Genomic DNA, 23,768 nt, shown 5'->3' on the forward strand with positions numbered 1-23,768 from the left:
GACGGGGACGGGGGCGGGCCTACGGCTCGGCCAGTGCGGGGGCGGGTACGGCGGGGGCGGGTACGGCGGGGGCGGGTACGGCGGGGGCGGGTACGGCGGGGGCGGGTTCCGGCTTCGGAGTGGCGGCCGGGGCGGGCTCGTCGACGCCCCAGACGCGGGGCGACCTGCTGATCACGGCGGTGGCCACGAGGCCGGCCAGCAGGACGCCGCCGACCAGCGACCAGGACGGGACCGGGCCGAGGTCCCGCACCAGCGGCAGGAAGATCAGCGGTGCGAGCACCACGCCCAGGTTGAAGTGCGCCGTGTAGAAGCCCATGTTGCGCGCCTTGAGCCGGCCCGGGCTGATGGCGCTGATGTGGTCGGGCATCACCGGGTAGACGATCATCTCGCCGAGCGTCCAGACGGCGGTGGCCAGGAGCAGCAGCCAGGTCGTGTACGTCCCGAAGCCCATCAGAACGAACCCGAGGACGGCGCAGGCGTAGCCGATGAGGAGGCTGGTGCGGCGGGTGATGCCGAGCATCGCGTGGTTGAGGGCGATCTCGCAGGTGATCACCATGAAGCCGTTCACCGCGAAGATCGCGCTGACCCAGCCGGCCGGCCGGTCCAGGGTGTGGATCACGTACACGCTGGCCACGGTGGACGGCAGGGCGTAGGCGAGGTGGATCGGGGTGGTGACGGCGAGGAAGCTCCAGAAGCGCACGCCCGGCCGGGCCTGCGTGCCGTGCTCGTCGGCGGCGGACGCGGTGCCGGTGTCGTCCTCGGCCCGGCCCGCGGAGATGGGGACGCGCGCCAGGATGAACGCCGAGGCGAGGTAGCCGACCGCGGTGCCCCAGGGCAGCAGGGCGGGGCTGATCTCGAACAGGATGGCGGCGAGCACCGGTCCGATGCCCATGCCCAGGTTGATGGCGAGCCGGACCGCCGAGAAGGCGAACCGCCGCTGCTCCTCGGGCATCACGCGGGCCACGAGCGTGTACGCGATGGGGTTGACCAGCTCGTAGCAGAAGCCCCAGAGAGCGGTCAGCGGAACGAGCAGCCACAGGGGTGAGGTGAACGCGATGACCACGACGATCGCGGACACCCCGGCCAGGCCGGCGACGGCGAGGCGCTGTTCGCCGAACCGGCCCGCGAGCGCGCCGGCGCCGAGGCCGGCGAGGAGCGCGCCGATGCCGAAGGTGCCGACGACCAGGCCGATCAACTCGGCGCTCAGTCCGTGCCGTTCGCTCGCGAGGTAGACCGCGTAGAACGGGTAGAGCACGACGGCGCTGCGGGAGAGGGCCACCGTCGCCAGCAGGCCGCCGATGGGCCGCAGTCCGGCGAGGTTCGCCCGTAATCCGGGTTTGTGCCCGGGGAGTTGCCCTCCGCCGGACATCACACGACTCCGCAGGCGACGCGCGGACCGCCGGCGGCACGCGCGCCCGCGGGGGCCGGGGCGGGTGCCGCGGATCCCAGCGGCCGGACCTGGAAGACCGCCTCGCGGACGGACTCGATGAACCGGTAGTCGGCGTCGACGGTGGCCTGGTCGGGGGCGGTCAGGAAGACCCGCAGCGGGCTGGTGAGCAGGTCGTGGGTGGGCACGATGACGTCGCCGGGCTTGCGCTTGACCACGAGGTCCACCACGGACGGGCGGTTGCGGATCTCCTCGACCAGCGCCTCGTCGATCGCGGTCACCTCGCCGGCCAGCTCGGTCGGGGTGTTGTAGACGACGGCTGGCTGGCGCTTGGTGTACACGCCGTCGCCGTAGCCGGCGAGGAAGCGCTCGGGCCGGGCGTAGGCCAGTGCGGTCAGGTCGGCGCTGTTGGTGCCGATGGCCCGGTCGTGGAAGGCGGGGTGCAGGTGGCCGTTGACGCGGGCGCCGACCTCCACGAGGGCCGGGCCGTCCTTGGTGATGATCACCTCGGAGTGGGCGGGGCCGTTGTGGATGCGCAGGGCGTCCAGCACCTCGCGGATGTAGTCCATCAGGACCACGGCCGTCGGGTCGTCGGAGGCCAGCAGGATGTCGCGGTTGTAGATCGGCTTGCCGTTGGCCAGCAGCCGCTTCTCGTACTGCCAGACACCGCAGACGAAGGGCCGGCCGTCGACGCTCACGGTGTCGAGGATGTACTCGGTGCCCTCCAGGAAGCTCTGGACCAGTACCTGGGTGTTGGCGCCGTTGAAGACGGTGCTGCTGCCCAGGATGTCCGGGAAGGCGGCGCGCAGGTCGTCGGCGTCGCGGCAGATGAAGACCCCGTCGGTGGACGCGGAGGACAGCGGTTTGGCCACGCACGGCCAGTGGCCGTTCCGCTCGGCCCAGGCGACGGCCCGCTCGGCGTCGTCGGTGGCCAGCTGGTCGGCGGTGCGCAGGCCGGCCGCGGAGACGGCCCGGATCATCTCGTACTTGTCGCGGCGGGCCGCGGAGTACTCCGTGCCGTTGGTGCGGACGCCCAGGGCCTCGCTCAGCCGGTCGGCGAGCCGTACGCCGGGCTCCTGGCCGGGCAGGACGAAGCGCGGCCGGAGCTCCTTGAGGGCGCTCTCGGTGCTCCCGTCCGGGTCGTACACCAGCCAGTCCAGGTAGCTCGACGGCTCCCACGGCTGCATCCGGGCTATCGGCTCGGGCGAGCTCTGGACGTGGATCACTTCGATGCCGTGCCGGTTGAAGGCGGCCGGCAGGTGGTTCCCGGTGCCGTACGCGTCGACCAGGACGCCGACCTCGCGTCCGGCGGCCTTGCGCACCACCTCGCGGGGGTCGTTCCACAGCTCGGATCGCGCGCCTTCGGACTGCTTGCTCATCAGGTCCTCACATCCCTGCTCGATCGGCGGTGATCAACGGCTGGTGGTGCCAGCCACAGGCATAGAAAACCAACCACCTGGTTTTGTCAACCCCGGACCCGGAGCAAGATCCATTGGCCGAAAAGGGCGATCAGGGGGCGAAATGCGGGTGATGTCGCGAGAACACCTTGGAATCCCCGTTGACAAAACAGCGCAGTTGGTTTGTTATATCGATCAGCTGATCGTGGGAAGTAGACGGCTTCGGGGCTTCGGAAGGATCAAGCATGCTCACACAGGCGCCACCGCACGACGTGGCCACGCGACTCGCCGTGGAGATCCGGCGCAAGGTCATCGAGATGAGCGGTTCGCCCAACGGCGTCCACATCGGCGGCAGCATGTCGATGGCCGACCTGCTGGCGGTGCTCTACGGCGAGGTGCTCCGGGACCCGGCCGGCGACGGGCCGTCCGGCGACCGCGACTACCTGGTCCTGAGCAAGGGGCAGGCCTCCGCCGGCCTGTACGCGGCGCTCGCCTCCGTCGGGGTCATCCCCGAGGAGGAGTGCGCGACGTACGCCGAAGAGGGCAGCCGACTGGGCGGCCACCCGATGAAACGGCTGCCCGGCGTGCACTTCTCGACCGGGGCCCTGGGGCACGGACTCTCGCTGGGCCTCGGGATCGCCCTGGCCGGACAGCGCTACGGGTACGACAGCCGGGCCTACGTGATCCTCGGCGACGGGGAGCTCCAGGAGGGCTCCAACTGGGAGGCGGCCATGGCCGCGGCCCACCTCGGCACGGACAACCTGTTCGCGATCGTGGACCGCAACCTCTGGCAGATCAGCGGCCGCACCGAGGACACGATGTCGCTGGAGCCCCTGACCGACAAGTGGGCGAGCTTCGGCTGGCGGGTGCTCACCGTCGACGGCCACGACCACGCCCAGATCCGGCGGGCGCTGGGCACCCCGGCCGAGCCGGGCCGTCCCACCGTGGTCATCGCCCGCACCATCAAGGGGCGCGGGGTCCCGGGCCTGCACGACACCAAGAAGAGCCACTCGGCCACCCTGAAGCCGGAGGCGCAGCGACTGGCCCTCGAGGCCCTGGAGAGTGAATTGGCATGAGCACCACACTCGCCGCCCGCCGCACCGTGGCGGAGGTCCTGGACCACGTCTGGGAGAACCGGTCCACCATCCAGGGACGCGACGCCTACGTGATGATGCTGCTCGCCCTGGGCCGGGAGAACCCGGACCTGGCGTGCGTGGCCACCGACATGGACTACGAGGACCACTTCGCGGCGGAACTGCCCCGCCAGTACGTGGAGGTGGGCATCGCCGAGCAGAACATGATCGGCGTGGCCGCCGGGATGACCGTGGCCGCCCGTCCGGTGTTCGCCAACGGCATGAGCCCGTTCCTCATCGCCCGCGCCTACGAGCAGATCAAGGTCGACGTGGCGGGCGCCAACCTGCCGGTGAAGCTCGTGGGAACGCACGCGGGCCTCGCCTCCGGCCACTACGGCCCGACGCACCACTCGCTGGAGGACATCGGCGCGACCCGGATGCTCCCCAACATGACCGTGGTGGTGCCGGGCGACGCCTGGGAGGCCGCGCAGGCCACGGTCGCCGTGGCCCGCGACCCCGGGCCCGCCTACCTGCGGCTGGGCCGGCTGGCCACGCCCTCGCTGTACGAGGAGCGCGGCGAGTTCGTCCTCGGCAGGGCCCGGGTGCTGCGGGAGCCCGGCCGGGTGCTGTTCGTCGCCACCGGCCCCTACCCCAACCTGGTGGCGGCCGAGGCGGCCCGGGAGCTCGCCGCGCAGGGCGTGACCGCCGGGCACCTGAACATGCACACGGTCAAGCCGCTCGACCGCGAGGCGATCCTGGCGGCCATCGAGCCGGCCGAGGTCGTGGTGACCATCGAGGACCACCGCGCCGTGGGCGGCCTCGGCGGTGCGGTCTGCGAGGTCATCGCCGAGGTCGGCGGCCCGCCGGTGCGCCGCATCGGGGTGCCCGACGTCCACTACGACCTGGTCGGCGGCGAGCAGTACCTGCTGCACCACGCCGGGATCAACGCGGCCAACGCGGTCGCGCGGGCACGGGAAGTGCTGGCGCGGTGAACGCCGCCTCCCACCCGGACGGGGCGCCGGCCGGCCGACGGCCCACGCTCGACGTGCTCGCCGGGGCCGGCTTCATCGCCGCGTCCGCGACCTTCGTCCGGCTCGCCGACACCACCGCCGGCATGGCTGCGTTCTTCCGCTGCGCCTTCGCCGTGCCGGTGTTGTGGGCCCTGATGGTCCTCGACCGGAAGCGGGCCGGCCGTAGCCCCCTCTCGCCCGGGGCGCGCTGGCTGGCCCGGCTCTCCGGGGTGGCGCTCGCCTGCGACCTGGTGCTGTGGAGCCACACGATCAACGCCGTGGGCTCCGGTCTGGCCACCGTCCTGGGCAACCTGCAGGTGGTGTTCGTCGCGCTGATCGCCTGGACCGTGCTCGGCGAGCGCCCGGCCCGCTCCCTGCTGGTCGCGCTGCCGCTGATGCTGGGCGGCGTGGTGCTCATCGGCGGGGTGTTCGGCAGCGGCGCCTACGGCGACAGCCCGGGGCTGGGCGTGCTGTTCGGCATCGGCACCTCCCTCGCCTACGCCGGCTACATCCTGATCCTGCGCGCCTCCGGACTGAGCACGGGCAGGAGTTCCGAGGTGGGCACCATCGCCCCGCTCTACGAGGCGACGCTCGGCGCGGCCGTCGGCTCGGCGGTGCTCTCCTTCGCGGTGGGCGACGTACGGCTCGACGTGCCCTGGGCGTCGCTGGGCTGGCTGCTCGTCCTGGCCCTGTCCTCCCAGGTGGTCGGCTGGCTGCTGATCTCCCGGTCGCTGCCCGCCCTCCCCGCCGCGCTCACCAGCACCCTGCTGCTGATCCAGCCCGTGGGCGCGGTGGCGCTCGGGGCCGCGGTCTTCGGCGAGGACCCCTCCGCGGAGCAGCTGTGCGGGGTCGCGGTCCTGCTGGCGGGCGTACTGGTCGCGGCGGCGGGCGGCGGACGGGCACCCCGGCCCGCGGCCGGTGACGCCGACGAGCGGCCGACCGCATCCGCACCGGCCGCCTCCTCCACATCCACATCGGCATCCGCATCACACAGCCCGACCAGCCCGACCCGCCCGACCCGCCCGACCAGCGCGACCACCTCGACCACCCCCGCGGTCCCGACGGGCCAGAAGGTCCCGAGCACACCCGAAGGAGTCCGGTGAACAGCCCCGTGGCGTCCGTCCCCGCGACGGCGCAGACCATCCGCGTCCTGAAGTTCGGCGGCACCTCGATGGGCACCACGCCCGAGCGGATGCGCGCCGTGGCCGAGCGCGTGGCCGCCGTACACCGGGACGGACACCCGGTGGTCGTGGTGGTGTCCGCGCGCGGCGCCACCACGGACGAGCTCGTGGCCGACGCGCAGTCGGCGTCCCCGGCGCCGGCGGCCCGGGAAATGGACCAGCTGCTGTCCACCGGCGAGATCGTCTCGGCGGCCCTGCTCGCGATCGCCCTGGAGGAAGCGGGGGTTCCCGCGGTCTCGCTGACCGGCGCGCAGGCCGGCATCGTGGCCTCCGGCCGCCATGGCGACGGGCGCATCTCCGGCGTCGAGGGCTCCCGGCTGGCGGAGGTGCTCCGCGGCGGCACGGTCGCCGTGGTCACCGGATTCCAGGCGGTCGGCGCCACGGGTGACGTGGTCACGCTCGGCCGGGGCGGATCCGACACCTCGGCCGTCGCCCTCGCGGCCGCGCTCGGCGCGGAGGTCTGCGAGATCTACACGGACGTGGACGGCATCTACAACGCCGACCCGCGGATCGCCGCCGACGCCCGCCTGCTGACCCGGGTCGGCAGCACCGTCATGGCCGAGATGGCCTACTCCGGGGCGCGCGTGCTGCACCCCCGGTCGGTCGAACTCGCCGCCCGGGAAGGCGTCAGCATCCACGTGCGCTCCGCGTTCTCCGACGAGCCCGGCACCACCGTCGTATCCGATTCCGTCGAAACTGGAGAAGAAATGCTCGAGGACGCCCAGCCCGTCACCGGGATCGCCCATGACACGGACGTCGCCCGCGTGGTGATCCGTCCGGGCACCCTGGCCCACCGGGGCACGGAGCTGTTCGCCGCGCTCGCCGAGGCCTCCGTCTCCGTGGACCTGGTGTCCCGGGTCGGCGACCGGGACATCGGCTACGGCTGGGACTTCACCGTCGCCCGCTCCCACCTGGACGCGGTCCGCGAGGTCCTGGCCGGGCTCGGCTGCGAGGCCGACGTCCACGAGCCGGTGGCCAAGATCTCCCTGGTCGGCGCGGGGCTGCTGAGCAAGCCGGAGACCACCGGCCGCATGCTGGCCGCCCTGGGCCGCGCGGGCATCGAGGCGTACTCGGTGTCCACCTCGCAGGTGCGCACCTCCTTCACCCTGCCCAAGGCCCACTGCGGCCGCGCCGTGGGCCTGCTGCACCGCGAATTCCGCCTGGACCGCCCGGCCGAGACCCCCGACCACGCCCTGGCCGGCCACCCGGTGGCGGTCTGACGCGCCCGTGGCCCGGCTCGTGCCGGGCAGGACAGGCGAAAGACCCCGGCGGGACTGCCCGCCGGGGTCTTTCGCGTGGTGTGGGCCAGGCGTGGGCCAGGCGGCGGACCGGGCGGGGGCTTCGGTGGTGGTGACCGGGCAGGGGCGGTGTTCCAGGCTGAGTGCGCGGTCCCCGGCGTAGCTCGTGCGCATGGAGGCGTCGATGACCTGCGGGAGCTCCTGGAGTGGGTGCGGGCCTGACCCCGGCGTCACAATGGCGGGAGAGGTGGGTGGCGTGGCGTCGTACGTGGCGGTGACCGCTCTGAGCCATGCCGGGCTGGTACGTGAGGACAACGAGGACAGCCTGGTCGTCGGACCCTGGACACTGTGCGGCACCGTCACCGAGAACCCGCAGACCATGGTGTTCCGCCGCGGCACCCCGCTGTGCGTGGCCGTCGCCGACGGGCTCGGCGGGCAGCCCGCCGGCGAGGTGGCGAGCGCGCTGGTGGTCCGCAACCTCTCCCTGCTCGGCCCGTCCCTGGACGGCGAGGACGCCGTCCGGCGGGCGCTGGAGGCCTGCAACGAGGTCGTGTACGCGGCGGCCGCCGGTGATCCGGGGCTCCTGACCATGGGGACCACGGTCGCCGGTGTGGTCGTGCTCGCCGATTCGCTGCTCTGCTTCAACGTGGGCGACAGCAGGGTCTACGAGACCGGCCGGGACGGGCTGCGGCAGGTCAGCGTCGACGACAGCCCGCCCCTCCGACCGGGACAGCGGACCACCTCGATCGTCACCCAGACCCTCGGCGGCAGTCTGGAGTTCCAGCAGGTCACCCCGCATCTGACGGACCTCCCGCCGGATGCCGGCCACCGCTGGCTGATCTGCACCGACGGACTCACCGACTCGGTCCCGGACGAGCAGCTCGGCCGACTGCTGGCCGGCGCGGAGGACGACGGCCGGGCGGCCTTCGAACTGTGGCGGGCCGCCATCGAGGCCGGCGGCCCCGACAACATCACGCTCGCCGTGCTCAGCACGGGTGAGTGAGCCTCATCCCGGGCGGCCGGCGGGAGTGAGCGTCATCCCGTCGGCCCCTCGGGGAACAGCCACGGCTGCTGCGGCAGCGTACGGCCCGTCTCCAGCAGGGTCTTCAGGTTGGACACCACGGCCGCCCAGCCCGCCGCGGCCTGCTCGCGCTCGGTCTCGTCGGCCAGGTTCTCGTGGGTGACGGTGAGCCGGACGAGGTCCTCCCACGCGTCGACCTCGAAGGTCACCCGCGAGGGGTCGGCGGCCCCGGCCCCGTCACCGGGCAGCGCCCAGGTGGAGACCAGGCGGCTGGGCGGAACGCTCTCCTCTACGGTGCCGACCACGTCGGCGATGCCCGACCCGTCCGTCCGCCGGTGCTCCCACGGCGAGCCGGGCCGCCAGTCGGAGACGTTGCTGTGGCCCCAGTAGGCCGCGGTCAGGTCGGGGTCGGTCAGCGCGTACCAGACCTGGTCGGGGGTGCCGGCGAGGTAGCTGACGTAGCGGAAGGACAGGTTTCCCATGGACGTGCGTCCTCCGGTCGGGCCGACGGATCGGGACCTCCATACGTACCGCCGGTCCGTCCGGATGCGCACGCCGGGCGCACCCGAACGGACCCGGACGGACCGGCGGCCGCCTCCCGTCCCACCCCCGTGGGGCCGGAAAGCCGATCAGGCCGCCAGCTCGTGCGCCCCGTGCTCGTCCTGCTCCTCGCGCGCGCCGCGCTCGCCGTTCTCGCCGCGCTTCTCCTGCTCCCCGTGCTCCGGCTCCGTCCGCCGGACCACCCGCCCCGACACCGCCAGCGTCGCCGCCGAGCACAGCAGACCCGCGGCCAGCGCCGTCCACCACAGCACCGCGGCCCCCAGCCCCGTGTACACGGTGACCCCGAGGGTCAGGGCCGCGAACCGGGCCACGCCCCAGACCCAGCTGAACGCCCCCTGGTACCGGCCGCGGGCGTGCGCCGGGGCCAGGTTGGCCACCGCGGCCGCGGCGATGCCCGCGCCCACCACCTCGCCCAGGGACCACACCACCACCGAGAACGCGTACCCGGCGACGCCGTCGGCGAGCCCGGTCAGGGCCACGCCCACCGCGATCAGCGCACTGCCGGCGCACTGCACCGGGAGCTGCGGCAGGTGCCCCAGCCGGGCGGTGGCCAGCGGCTGGAGCAGGACCACCAGCAGGGCGTTGACCGCGGCCATCGCCCCGTAGACGGCCGGGGACAGGCCGCTGTCGTGGATGGCCATCGGCAGGGCGACCTCGGTGAGGGAATACACGAACAGCTGGACGCCGAAGATGCCGAGCAGCGCGAGCAGCAGCCGGTCCCGCAGCACCACGCCGTAGCCGGTCCCGCCGGGAGCCGCGGCCCCCGCCGCACGGCGGCCGACGGCCGGCCGCGCCGGCTCCGGCAGCCTGGTCGCGACCACCACCGCGTACACGAGCATCGAGGCCGCGTCCACGGCGAACAGCAGCCAGTACCCGCGCGCCGCCAGCAGGCCGCCCAGCACGCCCGCGACGGCCGTGCCGATGTTCACGCCCCAGCCCAGCAGTGCGTACGCCCGCCGCCTGCGCTCCGCCTCTACGGTGTCGGCCATCAGCGCGTACGCCGCCGGGCCCACCATCGCGCCCGCCGCGCTGATCAGCAGCGCCGCGGCGGCCATGGTGACCACGCCCGGGGCGGCGAACAGGGCGCCCTGCGCCACCGCCGCGCCGATCAGCCCGGCCATCATCGTCGGGCGCCGCCCGACGCGGTCCGCGAGCAGGCCGCCGACGGCCGGGCCGATCAGGTTGCCCGCGCCCAGGGCACCGAGGACGTACGCCGTCTCGCTGCCGGTGACCCCGCGCGAGGAGAGGAAGAAGACCAGGAAGGGAGTGACCATGTAGCCGAGGCGATTGATCACGGTGCCGGCGAACACGGTCCAGACGGTGCGCGGGAGACCGCGGAAGCTGGAGAACATGCGAGGAGCGTGCGGCCGGCCACCGCCCGTCGCCGATTGATTAAGCTGAGACCGAATCCAAACGGGATCCAGAACGGGCGGAGACCGGAGCGACGACGGAGCGATGCCGGAACGACGCCCGGTCGACGCCGGATCCGGCAGGGCTTGGGGGGGTCGGGATGGAATCGGAGCTGACGTTCTCCACCGCGGACCTGGCGCAGACACGCTTCACCGTGTCGCCGATGTGGGAAGTGGTCACCAGCTACCGGGTGTTGCGCGATCCGGCCGCTTTCCCCCTGCACCGGAACTGGGCCGCGCAGGTCCGGCCCCGGGTGACCGCCGCCGGGCTGGACCGCGGCTGGCTCGCCGAGCTGATCCCCGCCGACGGCTACCTCGCCGACTTCCTGAACCCGCCCCCCACCAAGCCCTTCCCCACCCTCGACGCCGAGCTGGAGCAGATCCGGCAGGCCCCGCCGGACCGGGTCCGCACGGACCTGGACCTGCTGGCCGCGAACGGGGTGACGGGCACCCGGCTCCGGCTGCTGCGCGAGGCGCCGGAACAGGCGCTCGCCAAGGTCGCGGAGGAGATCGCGGGCTATTGGGAGATCGCGCTCGCCCCGTACTGGGCCCGGATCGGCCGGCTGCTGGAGGCGGACGTCTTCCACCGCGCCCGCCAGGTCGCCGAGCACGGCTCCGCCCATGTCCTCAACGAACTGCACGAGAACATGCGCTGGGACGACGGCACCCTCACCCTGCTGCGCCGCCACTGCTCGCTCAGCCGCGACCAGGCGGGCTCCGGGCTGCTGCTGGTGCCGTCGGTGTTCGCCTGGCCGCGCATCCTGACCCGGATCGTGCCGCCCGACCCGCCGCAGCTCGCCTATCCCGCCCGTGGGATCGGCGCCCTGTGGGAACCCCGGCGCACCGCCTCCACCGAGGCCGTCGCCGCCGTGCTGGGCCGCTCCCGCGCGCAGCTGCTGGCCGAGCTGGACACCCCCGCCTCGACCACCCGGCTGGCGCTGCTCAGCGGCCTTTCGGCGGCCGGGGTCTCCCAGCACCTGACCGCCCTGCGCGACGCCCGCCTGGTCACCGCGCACCGCAGCGGCCGGTCGGTCCTCTACGCCCGCACGGCCATCGCCGACGCGCTGCTGGGGGAGGGCAGCTGAAGGGCTGATCCCGCCCGGGCCCGCCCGGTCAGGCGCAGCGCAGTGCCGCGTACAGGTCCAAATCTGCCGCTGTACCGGCTACCGCGCCATCGAGGACGCCGTCCGCGGCGTGAAGCACGTCGAGGAACCCGAGGCGGGCAGGGCCGTCGGCCGCAACCTCGGCGCGCCCGCCGCCCCCCAGGTGGTCACCGGCACCGCCCGTTACACCTTCGACGTCGAGGTGCCCGGACTGCGTTCGGCGCGATGGCCGCCCCCTGACGGTCAGGACGCCCGGACCGACGGCGGTCAGGCGGTGGCCAGGGAGATCTCGGTCGACTTGATCAGGGCGACGACGCGGCTGCCCGGGGCCAGGCCCAGCGCCTCGACGGCGTCGGCCGTCACGGCGGCGGTCAGCGCCCCGCCGTCCACGTCCACCTTGACCGAGGCCATCGCCGGGCCGACGGCCACGTCGACGACCGTTCCGTTGATCTGGTTGCGGATGGAGATGCCCTCGACCGGCCCGCCGGCCAGGGCCACCTCGGTGGCCTTGACCAGCGCCTTCACCGAGGACCCCGCCGCGATGCCCAGGTCCTTGACGGCGTCGGCGGTGATGGCGGCGGTGATGTCCTGGCCGCCTTCCAGACGGACCTTGACCGCGGCCATGGCCTCGCCGGTGGCGACGGACGTGACGGTGCCGGCGATCTGGTTGCGGATGCTCAGGCTCATGGCTCGTTCTACCTCTTGTGTGGACACGGCGTGCCGTCCGGCGGGACGTCACACCGCTGACGCTAGGACGGAGTTCAGTTCGGTGCGACGAGGCCGTCGCACTCGCCCACCGCAACCACCCTTCCGGCCCGCACCTGCGCACCATGATCCGCATCACCTGGGGATCAGGCCGCCGCCGGCCTGATCCGGACGTCCCCGGAGTCGGTCGTCACCGAGAGGCTCGGCTCCGCGGCCGGGTCGGTGGGCACCGAGATCTCGCGGTCCCCGGAGCCGGTCTCGGCGTGCACCCGGTAGGGGCCGTGCGGCAGACGCACCGTCACATCGCCGGAGGAGGTGTGCGCCGCGACCTCGCGGGGTGCCGTGGCGAACTCCAGGCGCGCGTCGCCCGAGGAGGACTTCGTGTCGGCGGTCGGCCCGGCCAGGGCCGCACCGGAGATGTCCCCCGAGGACGTACGCACCTTCAGCGCGCCCGCGATCCGGTCCGCGCGGACGTCACCCGAGCCGGTGTGCAGGTCGGCCGCCGCGACCCCGGTCACGGCGATGTCCCCGCTGCCGGTGCGCAGCTTCACCGTGGCCGACGCCGGCACCCGGAGCTCGTAGTCGATGGAGCAGTCGTCGTCGCAGCCGCCGTCGCTGAAGGTCAGCACCCCGCCGGCGACCCGCTGGCCGGGCTCCGGCGCCGCGCCGCCCCGATAGCGGACGGTGCGGTGCACGGCGACTCCCGTGCCCTCCCCGGTCGTGACGGTGATGTCGCCGGAGCCGGTGTCCCCCAGGTCCACCGCAGTGACGGCCTCGGTCACGGTCGCGTCGGCCGAGACGGCCTTCCGCGCACCGGGCAGCGAACAGCCGGCGGTGAGCAGCAGCCCCGCGGCGACGGCGAGGGAGATGCCGGCGGCGGTCGCGGCCACGGCGGGACGGCGGCGGGAGGTGCGATCAGCAGTCATACCGACGATCGTGCCGTCCGGACCGCCCTCCGCCGATGGTGCCGCCCACCGGACCGGGCCTGGGGTTAACCCCCGGACCGCCCCGGCGGGGGTACTGGCCCCCGCCGCGTCACTCGCTGCTGAGCTGCGGCATCTCCCCGGCCGTGGTGGTCATGTCGATGACCGCGAAGGCCGCGCCCTGCGGGTCGGCCAGCGCGGCGAACCGGCCGAACGGGCTGTCCATCGGCCCGAAGTGCAGGGCACCGCCGAGGTCCTTGGCCTTCTTCACCGCCGCGTCGCAGTCGGGGACGGTGAAGTACAGCTGGACGTACGAGGGGATCTCCGGCGGGAACTCCTCGCCCATCTTCATCCGCCCGAGGACCGGCTGTTCGTGGCCGGGCACGCTGAACACCTTGAAGTCCATGCCGGCCTCCGCCGTGTCCTCGCCCGGCTCCATCCGCTGCGCGGAGTAGGGGAAGACCGCCTTGAGGAAGGCGTCGGCCTTGCCGGGGTCCCGGGTGAACACCTCGGCCCAGGCGTAGGCGCCGTTCTCGCCCATCTTCTCGAAACCCTTGTGCTGACCGGGCTGCCAGCAGCCGAACACCGCTCCGCTGGGCTCCTGGGCGAGCAGCATGGTGCCGAACTCGCCGACCCGCATCGGCTCCATCAGCAGATTGCCACCCGCCGCCTTGATCTTCTCGGCGGTGGCGGCTGCGTCGGCCGTGGCGAAGTACAGACACCAGGCCGAGGGCATGTCCTCGCCGCCCGGCATGGGCGGGACCACCGCGGCGACGGCCTTGCCGTCCGCATACGCCTGCGTGTAGTTCCCGTACTCACTGGACGCCTCGCCGAAGGTCCAGCCGAGCACCTCGCCGTAGAAGCGCTTCGCGCCCTCCACGTCCTTGAACATCGCGTCGGCCCAGCAGGGGGCGCCTTCGGGGAAGTCGGTCATGGTGGATCCACTCCTGTCGCGTGCGTGCGCTCGGGCAGCTCGGTCCGCTCCGGTACACACGCTAGGCCGGGGCTCCGACAATCGCGCGCGGAGCCGGGCCGCGGGGCAGGCTGGAGGCATGGACATCACCATCAGGCTGGCGCAGCAGCCGGAGGCCGACGAACTGCTGGGCCGCAGCCCCCTCGCCGCGCTGGTGGGCATGCTGCTGGACCAGCAGGTACCGATGGAGTGGGCGTTCTCGGGGCCGTGGACGATCGCCCGGCGGATGGATTCCGACGACCTGGACGCGCACGTGATCGCCGCGTACGACCCGGAGGCGTTCGCCGCGCTGCTGTCGCAGAAGCCGGCCGTGCACCGCTATCCCGGGTCGATGGCGAAGCGGATCCAGCAGCTGTGCGGGTACCTGGTCGAGCACTACGACGGGGACGCCGAGGCGATCTGGTCGGACGCGAAGACCGGCGCGGAGCTGCTGGCCCGGCTGAAGGCCCTGCCCGGCTTCGGCGAGCAGAAGGCCCAGATCTTCCTGGCCCTGCTGGGCAAGCGGCTGGGCGTCCGCCCCAAGGGCTGGCGGGAGGCCGCGGGCGGCTACGGCCCGGCGGGCGTCTACCGCTCTGCGGCGGACATCACCGGCCCGGAGTCCCTGGCCAAGGTCCGCGCCTACAAGCAGGAGGCGAAGGCGGCGGCCAAGGCGGCCAGGGCCGCCGGCGGCTGAGCCGCCGAGGGCTGAGCTGCCTGGGCCCCAGCCACCTGGGCCCCAGCCGCCGGGGGCCGAGCTGCGGCGGACTGAATTGACCGGAAAAACAGCCCGCCAAATGCACCTGCAGCCCAGTCACACCATGATCTATTTTTGACGCATGGACACCACGCAGAGCACCCGGACCTCGCCCCTCCTGACCCGCGAGGCCACCGCCGAGAAGATCTCCGACGCCCCCGGCAGCCTGATCACCCTCCTCGCCGACCAGCCCGGTCTGACCTGCAACACCGCCGAGTTCGAGGAGGGCGCGGCCGGCGCCCCGGTGCACTTCCACACCCGGGCCACCGAGTTCTTCTTCGTCACCGACGGCCGGCTCGACGTGCTCGTCGACGAGGAGATCGTCACGCTCGGCAAGGGCGACTTCCTCGCCGTCCCGCCCGGCACCAAGCACGCCTTCGCGCCCGCCGCCGGCTCCACCGCGCAGGTCCTGGTCGGCTTCACCCCCGGCATGGAGCGCTTCGACTACTACCGCCTGCTGGGCCGGGTCAGCGCCGGCGAGGCCACCGTCCAGGACATCAAGGACTCCTCCCCGGTGTACGACAACCACTACGCGGAGAGCACCGTGTGGAGCGCCCGCACCCGCTGAGCCACCCGGCCGGCAGACCGCGCGCCCCCCGCAGCCACCCGGGCCGCCGACCCGCTCAGCGGCGCCGCCGGGCCGTCCCGAAGAGCGAACGGGAGATCTCCCGGCCCAGCTGCGTGCCGACCGACCGCGCCAGGGAGCGGAACAGCCCGCTCCCCACCACCTGTTCGGCCAGTGAGGGCTCCGGCTTCGGCGCCGCCTTCGCCCCGGCCCGCGCCCGCTGCCCCGCCTTCTCCGCCTTCTCCGCCTCCGCCGCGGCCGCCGCGGCCTCCGCCTCGGCCTCCGCCGCCGCCTGCTCGGCCCCGATCCGCTCGTACGCCGACTCCCGGTCGACCGGCTCCGCGTACCGCGCCCAGAGCGGCGAGGAGGTCACCGCCCGCTCCAGCCCGGCCGCGTCGACCGGCCCCATGAGCGACCGCGGGGCCCGCAGCCGGGTCGCGGCCACCGGTGTCGGCGCGCCGTTCTCGCTCAGCACCGTGACCACCGCCTCGCCCGTCCCCAGCCGGGTGAGCAGCTCCTCCAGGTCGTACTCCGAATCGGGGAAGGTGCGTACGGCGGCCCGCAACGCCTTCGCGTCGTCCGGGGTGAAGGCCCGCAGCGCGTGCTGCACCCGGTTGCCGAGCTGCGCCAGCACGTCCGCCGGCACGTCCTTCGGCGTCTGCGTCACGAAGAAGACCCCGACCCCCTTCGACCGGATCAGCCGCACCGTCTGGGTGACCGCCTCCAGGAACGCCTTCGACGCGCCGTTGAACAGCAGGTGTGCCTCGTCCAGGAAGAACACCAGCTTCGGCCGGTCCACGTCGCCGACCTCCGGCAGGTCGTGGAAGAGGTCGGCCAGCAGCCACATCAGGAACGTGGAGAACAGCCTGGGCTTGTCCTGGACCGCCGGCAGCTCCAGCACGGACACCACCCCGCGCCCGTCGGGAGCCGTCCGGAGGAATTCGCTCGTATCGAATTCCGGCTCGCCGAAGAATTCCGCGGCACCCTGCTGCTCGAATGCCGTGAGGGCCCGGAGAATCACGCCCGCGGTCGCCGTCGAGAGCCCGCCGATCCCCTTCAGTTCCGCCTTTCCCCGGTCCGACACCAGGAATGCGACAACCGCCCGCAGATCCTTCAGGTCGATCAGTTCCAGGCCCTTGGAATCGGCATAGTGGAAAATCAGTCCGAGGGACTGCTCCTGCGTCTGGTTGAGCTGCAGCACTTTCGACAGGAGAACCGGCCCGAAACCGGTGACCGTGGCCCGCACCGGAATTCCCGTGCCGATCCCGCCCAGCGCGTAGAACTCGGCCGGACATGCGGCCGGTTCCCACTGCTGGCCCACCTCCCGGGCCCGTGCGGCGGTCTTCTCGCCGGGCGCGCCCGGCGCCGAGATTCCCGACACGTCACCCTTGATGTCGGCGAGGAACACCGGCACGCCCTGCGCCGACAGCTGCTCGGCGATCAGCTGGAGGGTCTTGGTCTTGCCCGTGCCGGTCGCACCCGCGATCAGCCCGTGCCGGCCGAGCATCGACAGCGGCACCCGGACCTGGTGTTCCGGCAGGCAGGCGCCGTCCCACAGCAAGGCGCCGAGGTCGAGCGCCGGACTCGTGAACGCGTACCCGGCCGCGATCGCCTCCGCGCCGCCCGCCGCGGTCCGCGGGGTGCTGTCGCTCATATCTCACTCCCGGAATAGCCCTGTTTGACACCTTTGCATCACCGTCGCGAGGCTGCGCCCGCAGCCACCGGACCGGTAGGCTTTCCGTGTGATCTTCAAGCGCATCGGAAACGGGCGGCCGTACCCCGACCACGGCAGGGAAACCACCCGGCAGTGGGCGGACGTCGCGCCACGCCCGGTCCGGCTCGACCAGCTGGTGACCACCAAGGGCCAACTGGATCTTGAGACGCTGCTCGCCGAGGACTCGACGTTCTACGGCGACCTCTTCGCGCACGTCGTGAAATGGCAGGGCGATCTGTACCTGGAGGACGGGCTGCACCGCGCCGTGCGCGCCGCCCTGCAACAGCGTCAGGTCCTGCACGCGCGGGTTCTCGAACTGGGCTGATTGCGCCTTTCGGGTCTGCTCTGCACTATCAGCAGATCATTTAGTAGGCATCGTCACCGGGCCGCACTACGCTGCGCCCATGAGCATGCTCACTCCCCCCGGCATGGGCGGAAAGTACCGCGTAACGGGAACCTCTTATCCCCGCCTGTCCCGTCCCCGGCGCCGCCGCCGGATCGTGCTCGCCGTCCTCGGTGCCCTGGTGGCACTGGGCCTGCTCGGCTACGGAACGCTCCAGCTCGTCGGCGTCTTCGGCGGAGACGGCAAGAAGACCGCCGCCGGCAAGGACTGCGTCCAGGGCACCTCGGGCAAGCAGGGCGGACGGGCGGCACCCGCCGCGGCCTCCAAGGCCCCCGCCGTGGTGCTCCCGCAGCCGGGACAGATCACGGTCAACGTGTACAACGCCACGCCCCGCTCCGGACTGGCCAAGGCCGTCGGCGACGAGCTGAAGAAACGCGGCTTCGTCATCGGCAAGGTCGGCAACGCGCCCGCCGACTTCGACAAGAAGGTGCCCGGGCCCGGGATACTGCTCGGCTCGGCCCGCACCGACAAGGCGGCCTACTCGGTCCTGGGCACCCAGCTGGCCGGTACCACCCAGCAGACCGACACCCGTGAGACCGCGGACATCGACCTGATCCTCGGCACCGGCTTCACGGCACTCGCCACCAAGGAGAACGCGGACAAGGCACTGGCCGTCCTGGCCAACCCCTCACCCGCGCCCTCCGGGAAGTGCTGAGCACCGGCTGCTACTCGGCCGCGCCGTACATCCGGTCACCCGCGTCGCCCAGGCCCGGGACGATGTAGCCGTGCTCGTTGAGCCGCTCGTCGACGGAGGCGGTGACCACGGTGACCGGCTGGCCCGCCAGATCGCGCTCCATGATCTCGATGCCCTCCGGCGCGGCCAGCAGCACCACGGCCGTGACGTCGTCGGCCCCGCGCTTGATCAGCTCCTGGATCGCCGCGACCAGCGTGCCGCCGGTGGCCAGCATCGGGTCGACGACGTAGACCTGGCGGCCGGAGAGGTCCTCGGGCATGCGGGTCGCGTAGGTGGAGGCCTCCAGGGTCTCCTCGTTGCGGACCATGCCCATGAAGCCCACCTCGGCGGTCGGCAGCAGCCGGACCATGCCGTCCAGCATGCCCAGGCCCGCCCGGAGGATCGGGACGATCAGCGGGCGCGGGTTCGACAGCTTCACGCCCGTGGTCGGGGCGACCGGGGTCTCGATGTCGGCCTGCTCGGTACGCACGTCCCGGGTCGCCTCGTACGCGAGCAGGGTCACCAGCTCGTCGGCGAGCCGCCGGAAGGTCGGGGAGTCGGTGCGCTTGTCGCGCAGGGTGGTCAGCTTGTGCGCGACCAGGGGGTGGTCGACGACGTGAATCCGCATGACCCCACAGTAACCGCGACGACCGGCATGTGAGACCGCCCCGGCCTGCGCGCACACGGCCGGCGGGCGGACCTGACGGGAACGCGACGCCGGCCGGAACCGGCCCGCAACAGACCCGCCGGAGACCCTGGCATCAAGCGGCCGGTCCGGGGGAAAGTGGTGGCGGGGGGTCTGCTTCGCGACGCGGAGGAGGACGACGGACCAGCCTGGGACGGTGGCCGATGCCCGACGACCAGCCGAGCATTCAGACGGGAACGGCAGAAAAGGAGCCCGAAGCGCCGGAGACCACGGCGGAGCGCCGGGCCCGCCGCGCCCAGTTCCTGCGCGAGTTGAACGAGGCGCGGGAACTGCGCGACCGGGTCCAGCCGCGGCGCGCCCGGGCCGCGCGGATGCGCCAGCAGATGCGTATGCGCACCTTCCGCTGGTAGCACCCACGACGCCGGGCACCTCGCGCGGTACCGTGCCCCGAGGGGGCCGCAGGCCGCCCCCGACCACACCCACGGCACCACGCACGGCCGCCCTCCGCGCAGGCGGCACGGCACGACGCAAGCGCGGAAGACCTCTCGCAAAGCCGCTGTTTCTGCCACGATGCCGATGGGGCGGGGCACGAAACGCCAAGCACGACGGCCGTTCCACCCCCCGGCCTCCGGCCGGGGGGACCTCCAACCGGCATCACGCCTATGACCAGTGGGAGAGTCACGGTGTACTTCGCCGCACTGCTCGCGCGCACCGAAGACGGGTGGGAAGCGAGCGACATGGAACTCGACGACGTCGAGTCCCTGACCGATCTGACCGAGCTCGCCCGCGACGCCGCGGTCGACGACGACACGGTGGTCGCGTTCATCGAGCTGGAGGACTCGTGGTTCGGCGTCGTCCGGGTGGACGGCGAGGACGATCCGCGGATCTTCGTCTCGAACGCCGCCGCCGCCAAACGCAGCTCGTACGGTTCGATGCTCACGGACGAGCTGCTGGGCCGTGACGACACGGACGACGACGAACTCGACGCGCTCGACCTCGACGGCACCGAGGACGGCGAGGAGGACGTCGCCGCCTCGTACGAGGACGAGGACGTGGACGCCGACGGCGCCACCGGAGAACCGGTACTGGCCGGCCCGCTCGGTGACGCACGGCTGCTCGACGACCTCGGGGTGAGCGAAAAGGAGCTGCTGTCCCTGGACGGGGACGCCCTCTCGCAGCTCGCCGACGCCCTCGGCGCCACCGAGGTGCTGGAGGCCGTCCGCTAGTGGGGGCAGTGGTACGCGAACACGGTCCCGGGGCGGGTGCCGACCCGGTCCGGGACCCGTGGCGGGACGCCATGCGCCTGGCGCTGGCCGAGGCCGCGCGGGCGGTGCGGGCCGGTGACGTACCGGTCGGCGCCGTCGTGCTCGGCCCGGACGGCACCGTCCTCGGCGCCGGCCACAACGAGCGGGAGGCCACCTCCGACCCGACCGCGCACGCCGAGGTGCTGGCCCTCCGGCGGGCCGCGGCGCGGCTGGGCGAGTGGCGGCTGTCCGGGTGCACCCTGGTGGTCACCCTGGAGCCGTGCGTCATGTGCGCGGGGGCCCTCGTGCAGTCCCGGGTCGCCCGGGTCGTCTACGGAGCCGGCGACGAGAAGGCGGGCGCGGCCGGCTCGCTCTGGGACCTCGTACGGGACCGGAGGCTGAACCACCGGCCCGAGGTGATCCGCGGGGTTCTGGAGGACGAGTGCTCCGCCCTGCTCACCGCCTTCTTCCGGGAGCGGTGAGCGGGACCGCGCGGAACCGATTTGCAAAGCACTCCCCGGGGTGGGCTAGGATCTCTCTCGGTGGTGTGTCCGAGTGGCCGAAGGAGCTCGCCTCGAAAGCGAGTATGGGGCAACCCATCGGGGGTTCAAATCCCTCCACCACCGCTCTGGACGAGAGCCCCGGTTCGTACGAACCGGGGCTCTCGTGCATGCCCGCCGTGACCGCCCCGGCGCCGGGGCCGTTGTCACGGCATGACCAAGACCCAGCGCATGCTCGCCGCCATCGCCCTCGCGGGGGCCGCTGCGGGCCTCGCCGCCCCCACCGCCTCCGCCCTGCCGGTGGGCGCCCCCCTGGCCCTGCCGGACCTGCCGCAGGCGGCTCCCGGCATGCCGGCCGGCGCCCAGCCCCGCTCCGTCCAGGAGATCGGCGGACAGCTGAGCGGCGGGCTGAACCAGGCCAACGCACTGATGGAGGTGCCGAACCAGCTGGCGCCGCTGGTCTCCCAGGTGGAGCCGGTGATCGGCCTGACCGGCGCCCTCGAATAGCCGGCCGGCCCGCGGGCGGCCCCCGCGGAGTCGTATCCGCCGACGGCCCCCGCAGGGGCCCGCACGCCCCCGTACGCCCCCGCAGGCCCCCGTGCCCCCCGTACCGTCCCCGGACGCAGGAAGGCCCCGGCCTGAGCCGGAGCCTTCGCGCGTGGGGACGGGGGAAGCGGCATCGGGGGGACAAGCCGCTCCCCCCGGCGAGGACGGGCCGAAAAGTCCCGGCCGCCGTCAGGGGGAAGCGTGCGGCCCGGGACCCCGCGGTGAGGCCCGTCCCTCCGCCCTCCGGTTTCCTGCCAGAACCGGTGGGCACGACGACAATCCTCCCCCTCCGCCTGCCCCGCGGCACCCGACGAAGGGCCCCGACCTGCGGGCCGTTGGTCCTTGAAGACCGGGTGAGTGCCCGACCCGACCGGGTTAGACTCACCCGACTCAGCAGGACCGGCAGGGGAGGCCGAAACCGCTCGTGGACACCAGGAAGCTCATCACGGGCGCGCTCACCGTGTTCGTCCTCTTCGTCATCATCACCCAGCCGAAGCGGGCCGCCGAGATGGTGGAAATCGGCTTTCAGGGCATATCGGATGCCGCCAAGGGAATCGGCGAGTTCATGACCGAACTGGTGACCTGAGTCCGTACGCCGGTCCGTTTTCCGGATCCGCCCGACGGCCTACAGGCCCTCCACCGACAACAGGTGGGGGGCCTTCCGTGCACCCGCCCCGAGAACATCACCACAACAGCCCGTCGAATGTCCAACTTGCCCTCAACACGGTGATATACGGTGCTTGCGCATGGTGCACATCTCTTGTGATGCTATGACCGCTTTTGCGAATTTGCGGCCGCGTTGACCGACCGCGTTGACATCGAAGGGGTGGCGTGACCGTGCCGGCCAATTCTGCGCCTCAGGTGCCACCCCAGCAGGAGCCCCCCGAGGAGCCCTCAGCCCCCGCCAGACCGCACAGCAGGGGCGCGGACACCCGGGCGCTCACCCAGGTCCTCTTCGGGCAGCTGAAGGAGCTGGAACCGGGCACCGGCGAGCACAACCGGGTACGCGGGGCCCTGATCGAGGCCAACCTCCCGCTGGTCCGCTACGCGGCCGCCCGGTTCCGCAGCCGCAACGAGCCGATGGAGGACGTGGTCCAGGTCGGCACCATCGGACTGATCAACGCGATCGACCGGTTCGACCCGGACCGCGGGGTGCAGTTCCCGACCTTCGCCATGCCCACCGTGGTCGGCGAGATCAAACGGTACTTCCGGGACAACGTCCGGACCGTGCACGTACCGCGCCGGCTGCACGAGCTCTGGGTCCAGGTGAACGCGGCCACCGAGGACCTCACCACCCTGCACGGCCGGGTCCCCACCACCTCCGAGATCGCCGAGCGGCTGCGCATCTCCGAGGACGAGGTGCTGTCCTGCATCGAGGCCGGGCGCTCCTACCACGCCACTTCGCTGGAGGCGGCCCAGGAAGGGGACGGGCTGCCCGGCCTGCTCGACCGGCTCGGCTACGAGGACCCGGAGCTGGCCGGGGTCGAGCACCGCGACCTGGTCCGCCACCTGCTCGTCCAGCTGCCCGAGCGGGAGCAGCGGATCCTGCTGCTGCGCTACTACAGCAATCTGACGCAGTCGCAGATCAGCGCGGAGCTCGGAGTGTCCCAGATGCACGTCTCCCGGCTGCTCGCGCGGAGCTTCGCCCGGCTGCGATCCGCAAACAGGATCGAGGCGTAACCGGATCGGGTGGAGATCGCAGAACCGGTTTCCCGACAGAACGGGCTCATTCCGCTCTGTCGCTGCACTGATATGTCGACTTGGCGCTACAGCGTGTTGCCGACATGTGACATTCTGCTGGAACCGCGTTTGCCGCAGCCCCGCCGCCGGTATTCAGGTTGAGGCTGCGTTCCTCCGACGGACGCGCCCGACGCGACCGTCCGCGACCTCAAGGGGGTGGCATGTCCGTAGACCAGGGCAGCTCCAAGGTGCTCACGCTCGTCAAGAGCGAGGCTCCCACTGCACCCACGGCGTCTGACCGCACGGAAGCCATCGACACCCGCACCCTCTCCCGCTCCCTCTTCCAGCGTCTCGCCGCCCTGGACGCGGACAGCCCCGAACGGGCTTACGTACGCGACACCCTGATCGAGCTGAACCTGCCGCTGGTGCGCTACGCCGCGGCCCGGTTCCGCAGCCGAAACGAGCCGATGGAGGACATCGTCCAGGTCGGCACGATCGGGCTGATCAAGGCGATCGACCGGTTCGACTGCGAACGCGGCGTGGAGTTCCCGACGTTCGCGATGCCGACCGTCGTGGGCGAGATCAAACGATTCTTTCGGGACACTTCCTGGTCGGTCCGGGTCCCCCGCCGACTCCAGGAGCTGCGTCTGGCGCTGACGAAGGCCAGCGACGAGCTCGCCCAGCGCTTGGACCGCTCCCCGACGGTGCCCGAACTGGCCGCCGTACTGGGGGTGTCCGAGGAGGAGGTCGTCGACGGCCTGGCGGTCGGCAACGCGTACACCGCCTCCTCGCTCGACTCCCCGTCCCCGGAGGACGAGGGCGGCGAAGGCTCCCTCGCGGACCGGCTGGGGTACGAGGACACCGCGCTGGAGGGTGTCGAGTACCGCGAGTCCCTGAAGCCGCTGCTGGCCAAACTCCCGCCCAGGGAACGGCAGATCATCATGCTGCGGTTCTTCGCCAACATGACCCAGTCGCAGATCGGCGAGGAGGTCGGCATCTCGCAGATGCACGTCTCGCGGCTGCTGACCCGCACCCTGGCGCAGCTCCGGCAGGGCCTGATCGGCGAGTGAGCCGTACGGGTCT

General features: G+C 72.5%; 26 protein-coding genes, 1 tRNA gene and 1 pseudogene. 19 read left to right on the top strand and 9 right to left on the bottom strand.

Going from position 1 to position 23,768, the window contains the following annotated elements; translation table 11 throughout:
* Positions 1-19: 19 nt before the first annotated feature.
* Positions 20-1,369 carry an MFS transporter gene (locus AC067U_RS09190; protein ID WP_478829016.1) on the bottom strand — a complete coding sequence of 450 codons (1,350 nt, stop codon included), beginning with the start codon at positions 1,367-1,369 and terminating at the stop codon, positions 20-22.
* Complete coding sequence (locus AC067U_RS09195; protein ID WP_478829017.1) at positions 1,369-2,766, bottom strand: ATP-grasp domain-containing protein; 1,398 nt, start codon at positions 2,764-2,766, stop codon at positions 1,369-1,371. Before AC067U_RS09195 ends, AC067U_RS09190 begins: the two co-directional genes overlap by 1 nt.
* 263 nt (positions 2,767-3,029) lie before the next feature.
* Between AC067U_RS09195 and AC067U_RS09200 the strand changes: the two genes are divergently transcribed.
* From AC067U_RS09200 to AC067U_RS09220, 5 genes are all read left to right on the top strand, one after another.
* Entirely contained in the window at positions 3,030-3,860 is an 831-nt protein-coding gene (locus tag AC067U_RS09200; RefSeq protein WP_478829018.1) for a transketolase, read from the top strand.
* Complete coding sequence (locus AC067U_RS09205; protein WP_478829019.1) at positions 3,857-4,849, top strand: transketolase family protein; 993 nt, start codon at positions 3,857-3,859, stop codon at positions 4,847-4,849. Before AC067U_RS09200 ends, AC067U_RS09205 begins: the two co-directional genes overlap by 4 nt.
* Positions 4,846-5,970, top strand: coding sequence for a DMT family transporter (locus AC067U_RS09210; RefSeq protein WP_478829020.1), 1,125 nt, complete (start codon positions 4,846-4,848; stop codon positions 5,968-5,970). Before AC067U_RS09205 ends, AC067U_RS09210 begins: the two co-directional genes overlap by 4 nt.
* Positions 5,967-7,268 carry an aspartate kinase gene (locus tag AC067U_RS09215; RefSeq protein ID WP_478829021.1) on the top strand — a complete coding sequence of 434 codons (1,302 nt, stop codon included), beginning with the start codon at positions 5,967-5,969 and terminating at the stop codon, positions 7,266-7,268. The genes AC067U_RS09210 and AC067U_RS09215 overlap by 4 nt, the downstream gene beginning before the upstream one ends.
* 274 nt (positions 7,269-7,542) lie before the next feature.
* Positions 7,543-8,289, top strand: coding sequence for a PP2C family protein-serine/threonine phosphatase (locus tag AC067U_RS09220; protein WP_478829022.1), 747 nt, complete (start codon positions 7,543-7,545; stop codon positions 8,287-8,289).
* 32 nt (positions 8,290-8,321) lie between these two features.
* On the opposite strand, the gene AC067U_RS09225 is transcribed toward AC067U_RS09220, so the two are convergent.
* Together AC067U_RS09225 and AC067U_RS09230 are read right to left on the bottom strand one after the other, a co-directional pair.
* The gene (locus AC067U_RS09225) at positions 8,322-8,789 is read right to left on the bottom strand and encodes an SRPBCC family protein (protein WP_478829023.1); all 468 of its coding nucleotides are present in this window, start codon (positions 8,787-8,789) and stop codon (positions 8,322-8,324) included.
* 147 nt (positions 8,790-8,936) lie between these two features.
* Complete coding sequence (locus tag AC067U_RS09230) at positions 8,937-10,220, bottom strand: MFS transporter (protein ID WP_478829024.1); 1,284 nt, start codon at positions 10,218-10,220, stop codon at positions 8,937-8,939.
* A 158-nt stretch (positions 10,221-10,378) separates the two neighbouring features.
* Here AC067U_RS09230 and AC067U_RS09235 point away from each other — a divergent pair, with 158 nt between their 5' ends.
* Positions 10,379-11,362 (top strand): ArsR/SmtB family transcription factor, encoded by a 984-nt coding sequence (locus AC067U_RS09235; RefSeq protein WP_478829025.1) that lies wholly within the window; start codon positions 10,379-10,381, stop codon positions 11,360-11,362.
* A 61-nt stretch (positions 11,363-11,423) separates the two neighbouring features.
* A pseudogene (locus AC067U_RS09240) lies at positions 11,424-11,594 on the top strand (hypoxanthine oxidase); the annotation flags it as partial.
* A 53-nt stretch (positions 11,595-11,647) separates the two neighbouring features.
* Here AC067U_RS09240 and AC067U_RS09245 read toward each other — a convergent pair.
* The 3 genes from AC067U_RS09245 to AC067U_RS09255 form a co-directional block, all read right to left on the bottom strand.
* Entirely contained in the window at positions 11,648-12,067 is a 420-nt protein-coding gene (locus tag AC067U_RS09245) for a TOBE domain-containing protein (RefSeq protein ID WP_478829026.1), read from the bottom strand.
* Between the two features lie 164 nt (positions 12,068-12,231).
* A complete protein-coding gene (locus AC067U_RS09250) occupies positions 12,232-13,011 on the bottom strand; it encodes a DUF4097 family beta strand repeat-containing protein (protein WP_478829027.1) in 780 nt (259 codons plus the stop codon).
* A gap of 109 nt (positions 13,012-13,120) precedes the next feature.
* Positions 13,121-13,942 (bottom strand): VOC family protein, encoded by an 822-nt coding sequence (locus tag AC067U_RS09255; protein ID WP_478829028.1) that lies wholly within the window; start codon positions 13,940-13,942, stop codon positions 13,121-13,123.
* Positions 13,943-14,060: 118 nt separating this feature from the next.
* Between AC067U_RS09255 and AC067U_RS09260 the strand changes: the two genes are divergently transcribed.
* Together AC067U_RS09260 and AC067U_RS09265 are read left to right on the top strand one after the other, a co-directional pair.
* Complete coding sequence (locus AC067U_RS09260) at positions 14,061-14,654, top strand: HhH-GPD-type base excision DNA repair protein (protein ID WP_478829029.1); 594 nt, start codon at positions 14,061-14,063, stop codon at positions 14,652-14,654.
* 142 nt (positions 14,655-14,796) lie between these two features.
* The gene (locus AC067U_RS09265) at positions 14,797-15,282 is read left to right on the top strand and encodes a cupin domain-containing protein (RefSeq protein WP_478829030.1); all 486 of its coding nucleotides are present in this window, start codon (positions 14,797-14,799) and stop codon (positions 15,280-15,282) included.
* 55 nt (positions 15,283-15,337) lie between these two features.
* Here the strand turns inward: AC067U_RS09265 and AC067U_RS09270 are convergent, their stop codons facing one another.
* Positions 15,338-16,933: a helicase HerA-like domain-containing protein gene (locus AC067U_RS09270; protein ID WP_478829031.1), complete on the bottom strand. Its 1,596-nt coding sequence runs from the start codon at positions 16,931-16,933 to the stop codon at positions 15,338-15,340.
* A gap of 88 nt (positions 16,934-17,021) precedes the next feature.
* Between AC067U_RS09270 and AC067U_RS09275 the strand changes: the two genes are divergently transcribed.
* Positions 17,022-17,318, top strand: coding sequence for a type II toxin-antitoxin system VapB family antitoxin (locus AC067U_RS09275; RefSeq protein ID WP_099173160.1), 297 nt, complete (start codon positions 17,022-17,024; stop codon positions 17,316-17,318).
* A gap of 79 nt (positions 17,319-17,397) precedes the next feature.
* On the top strand, positions 17,398-18,051 hold the full coding sequence (locus AC067U_RS09280) for a LytR C-terminal domain-containing protein (protein ID WP_478829032.1): 654 nt from the start codon (positions 17,398-17,400) through the stop codon (positions 18,049-18,051).
* A gap of 10 nt (positions 18,052-18,061) precedes the next feature.
* Here AC067U_RS09280 and upp read toward each other — a convergent pair whose 3' ends face one another.
* Entirely contained in the window at positions 18,062-18,697 is a 636-nt protein-coding gene (gene upp, locus AC067U_RS09285) for a uracil phosphoribosyltransferase (RefSeq protein WP_478829033.1), read from the bottom strand.
* Between the two features lie 221 nt (positions 18,698-18,918).
* On the opposite strand from upp, the gene AC067U_RS09290 reads away from it, so the two are divergent.
* The 8 genes from AC067U_RS09290 (at position 18,919) to AC067U_RS09325 (ending at position 23,755) form a co-directional block, all read left to right on the top strand.
* On the top strand, positions 18,919-19,125 hold the full coding sequence (locus AC067U_RS09290; protein ID WP_478829034.1) for a hypothetical protein: 207 nt from the start codon (positions 18,919-18,921) through the stop codon (positions 19,123-19,125).
* 273 nt (positions 19,126-19,398) lie between these two features.
* Positions 19,399-19,941 carry a tRNA adenosine deaminase-associated protein gene (locus tag AC067U_RS09295; RefSeq protein ID WP_478829562.1) on the top strand — a complete coding sequence of 181 codons (543 nt, stop codon included), beginning with the start codon at positions 19,399-19,401 and terminating at the stop codon, positions 19,939-19,941.
* A gap of 71 nt (positions 19,942-20,012) precedes the next feature.
* Positions 20,013-20,441, top strand: a complete 429-nt coding sequence (gene tadA, locus AC067U_RS09300) for a tRNA adenosine(34) deaminase TadA (protein WP_478829563.1) — start codon at positions 20,013-20,015, stop codon at positions 20,439-20,441.
* A 59-nt stretch (positions 20,442-20,500) separates the two neighbouring features.
* Positions 20,501-20,585 (top strand) — tRNA-Ser (locus AC067U_RS09305).
* An 87-nt stretch (positions 20,586-20,672) separates the two neighbouring features.
* Complete coding sequence (locus AC067U_RS09310; protein ID WP_478829035.1) at positions 20,673-20,966, top strand: hypothetical protein; 294 nt, start codon at positions 20,673-20,675, stop codon at positions 20,964-20,966.
* Positions 20,967-21,429: 463 nt separating this feature from the next.
* Entirely contained in the window at positions 21,430-21,591 is a 162-nt protein-coding gene (locus tag AC067U_RS09315) for a hypothetical protein (protein ID WP_478829036.1), read from the top strand.
* 251 nt (positions 21,592-21,842) lie between these two features.
* The gene (locus AC067U_RS09320) at positions 21,843-22,685 is read left to right on the top strand and encodes an RNA polymerase sigma factor SigF (protein WP_478829037.1); all 843 of its coding nucleotides are present in this window, start codon (positions 21,843-21,845) and stop codon (positions 22,683-22,685) included.
* 221 nt (positions 22,686-22,906) lie between these two features.
* The gene (locus AC067U_RS09325) at positions 22,907-23,755 is read left to right on the top strand and encodes an RNA polymerase sigma factor SigF (protein WP_478829038.1); all 849 of its coding nucleotides are present in this window, start codon (positions 22,907-22,909) and stop codon (positions 23,753-23,755) included.
* The last annotated feature ends 13 nt before the right edge of the window (positions 23,756-23,768 follow it).

This window comes from Streptomyces sp. NPDC043853, from assembly GCF_056436025.1.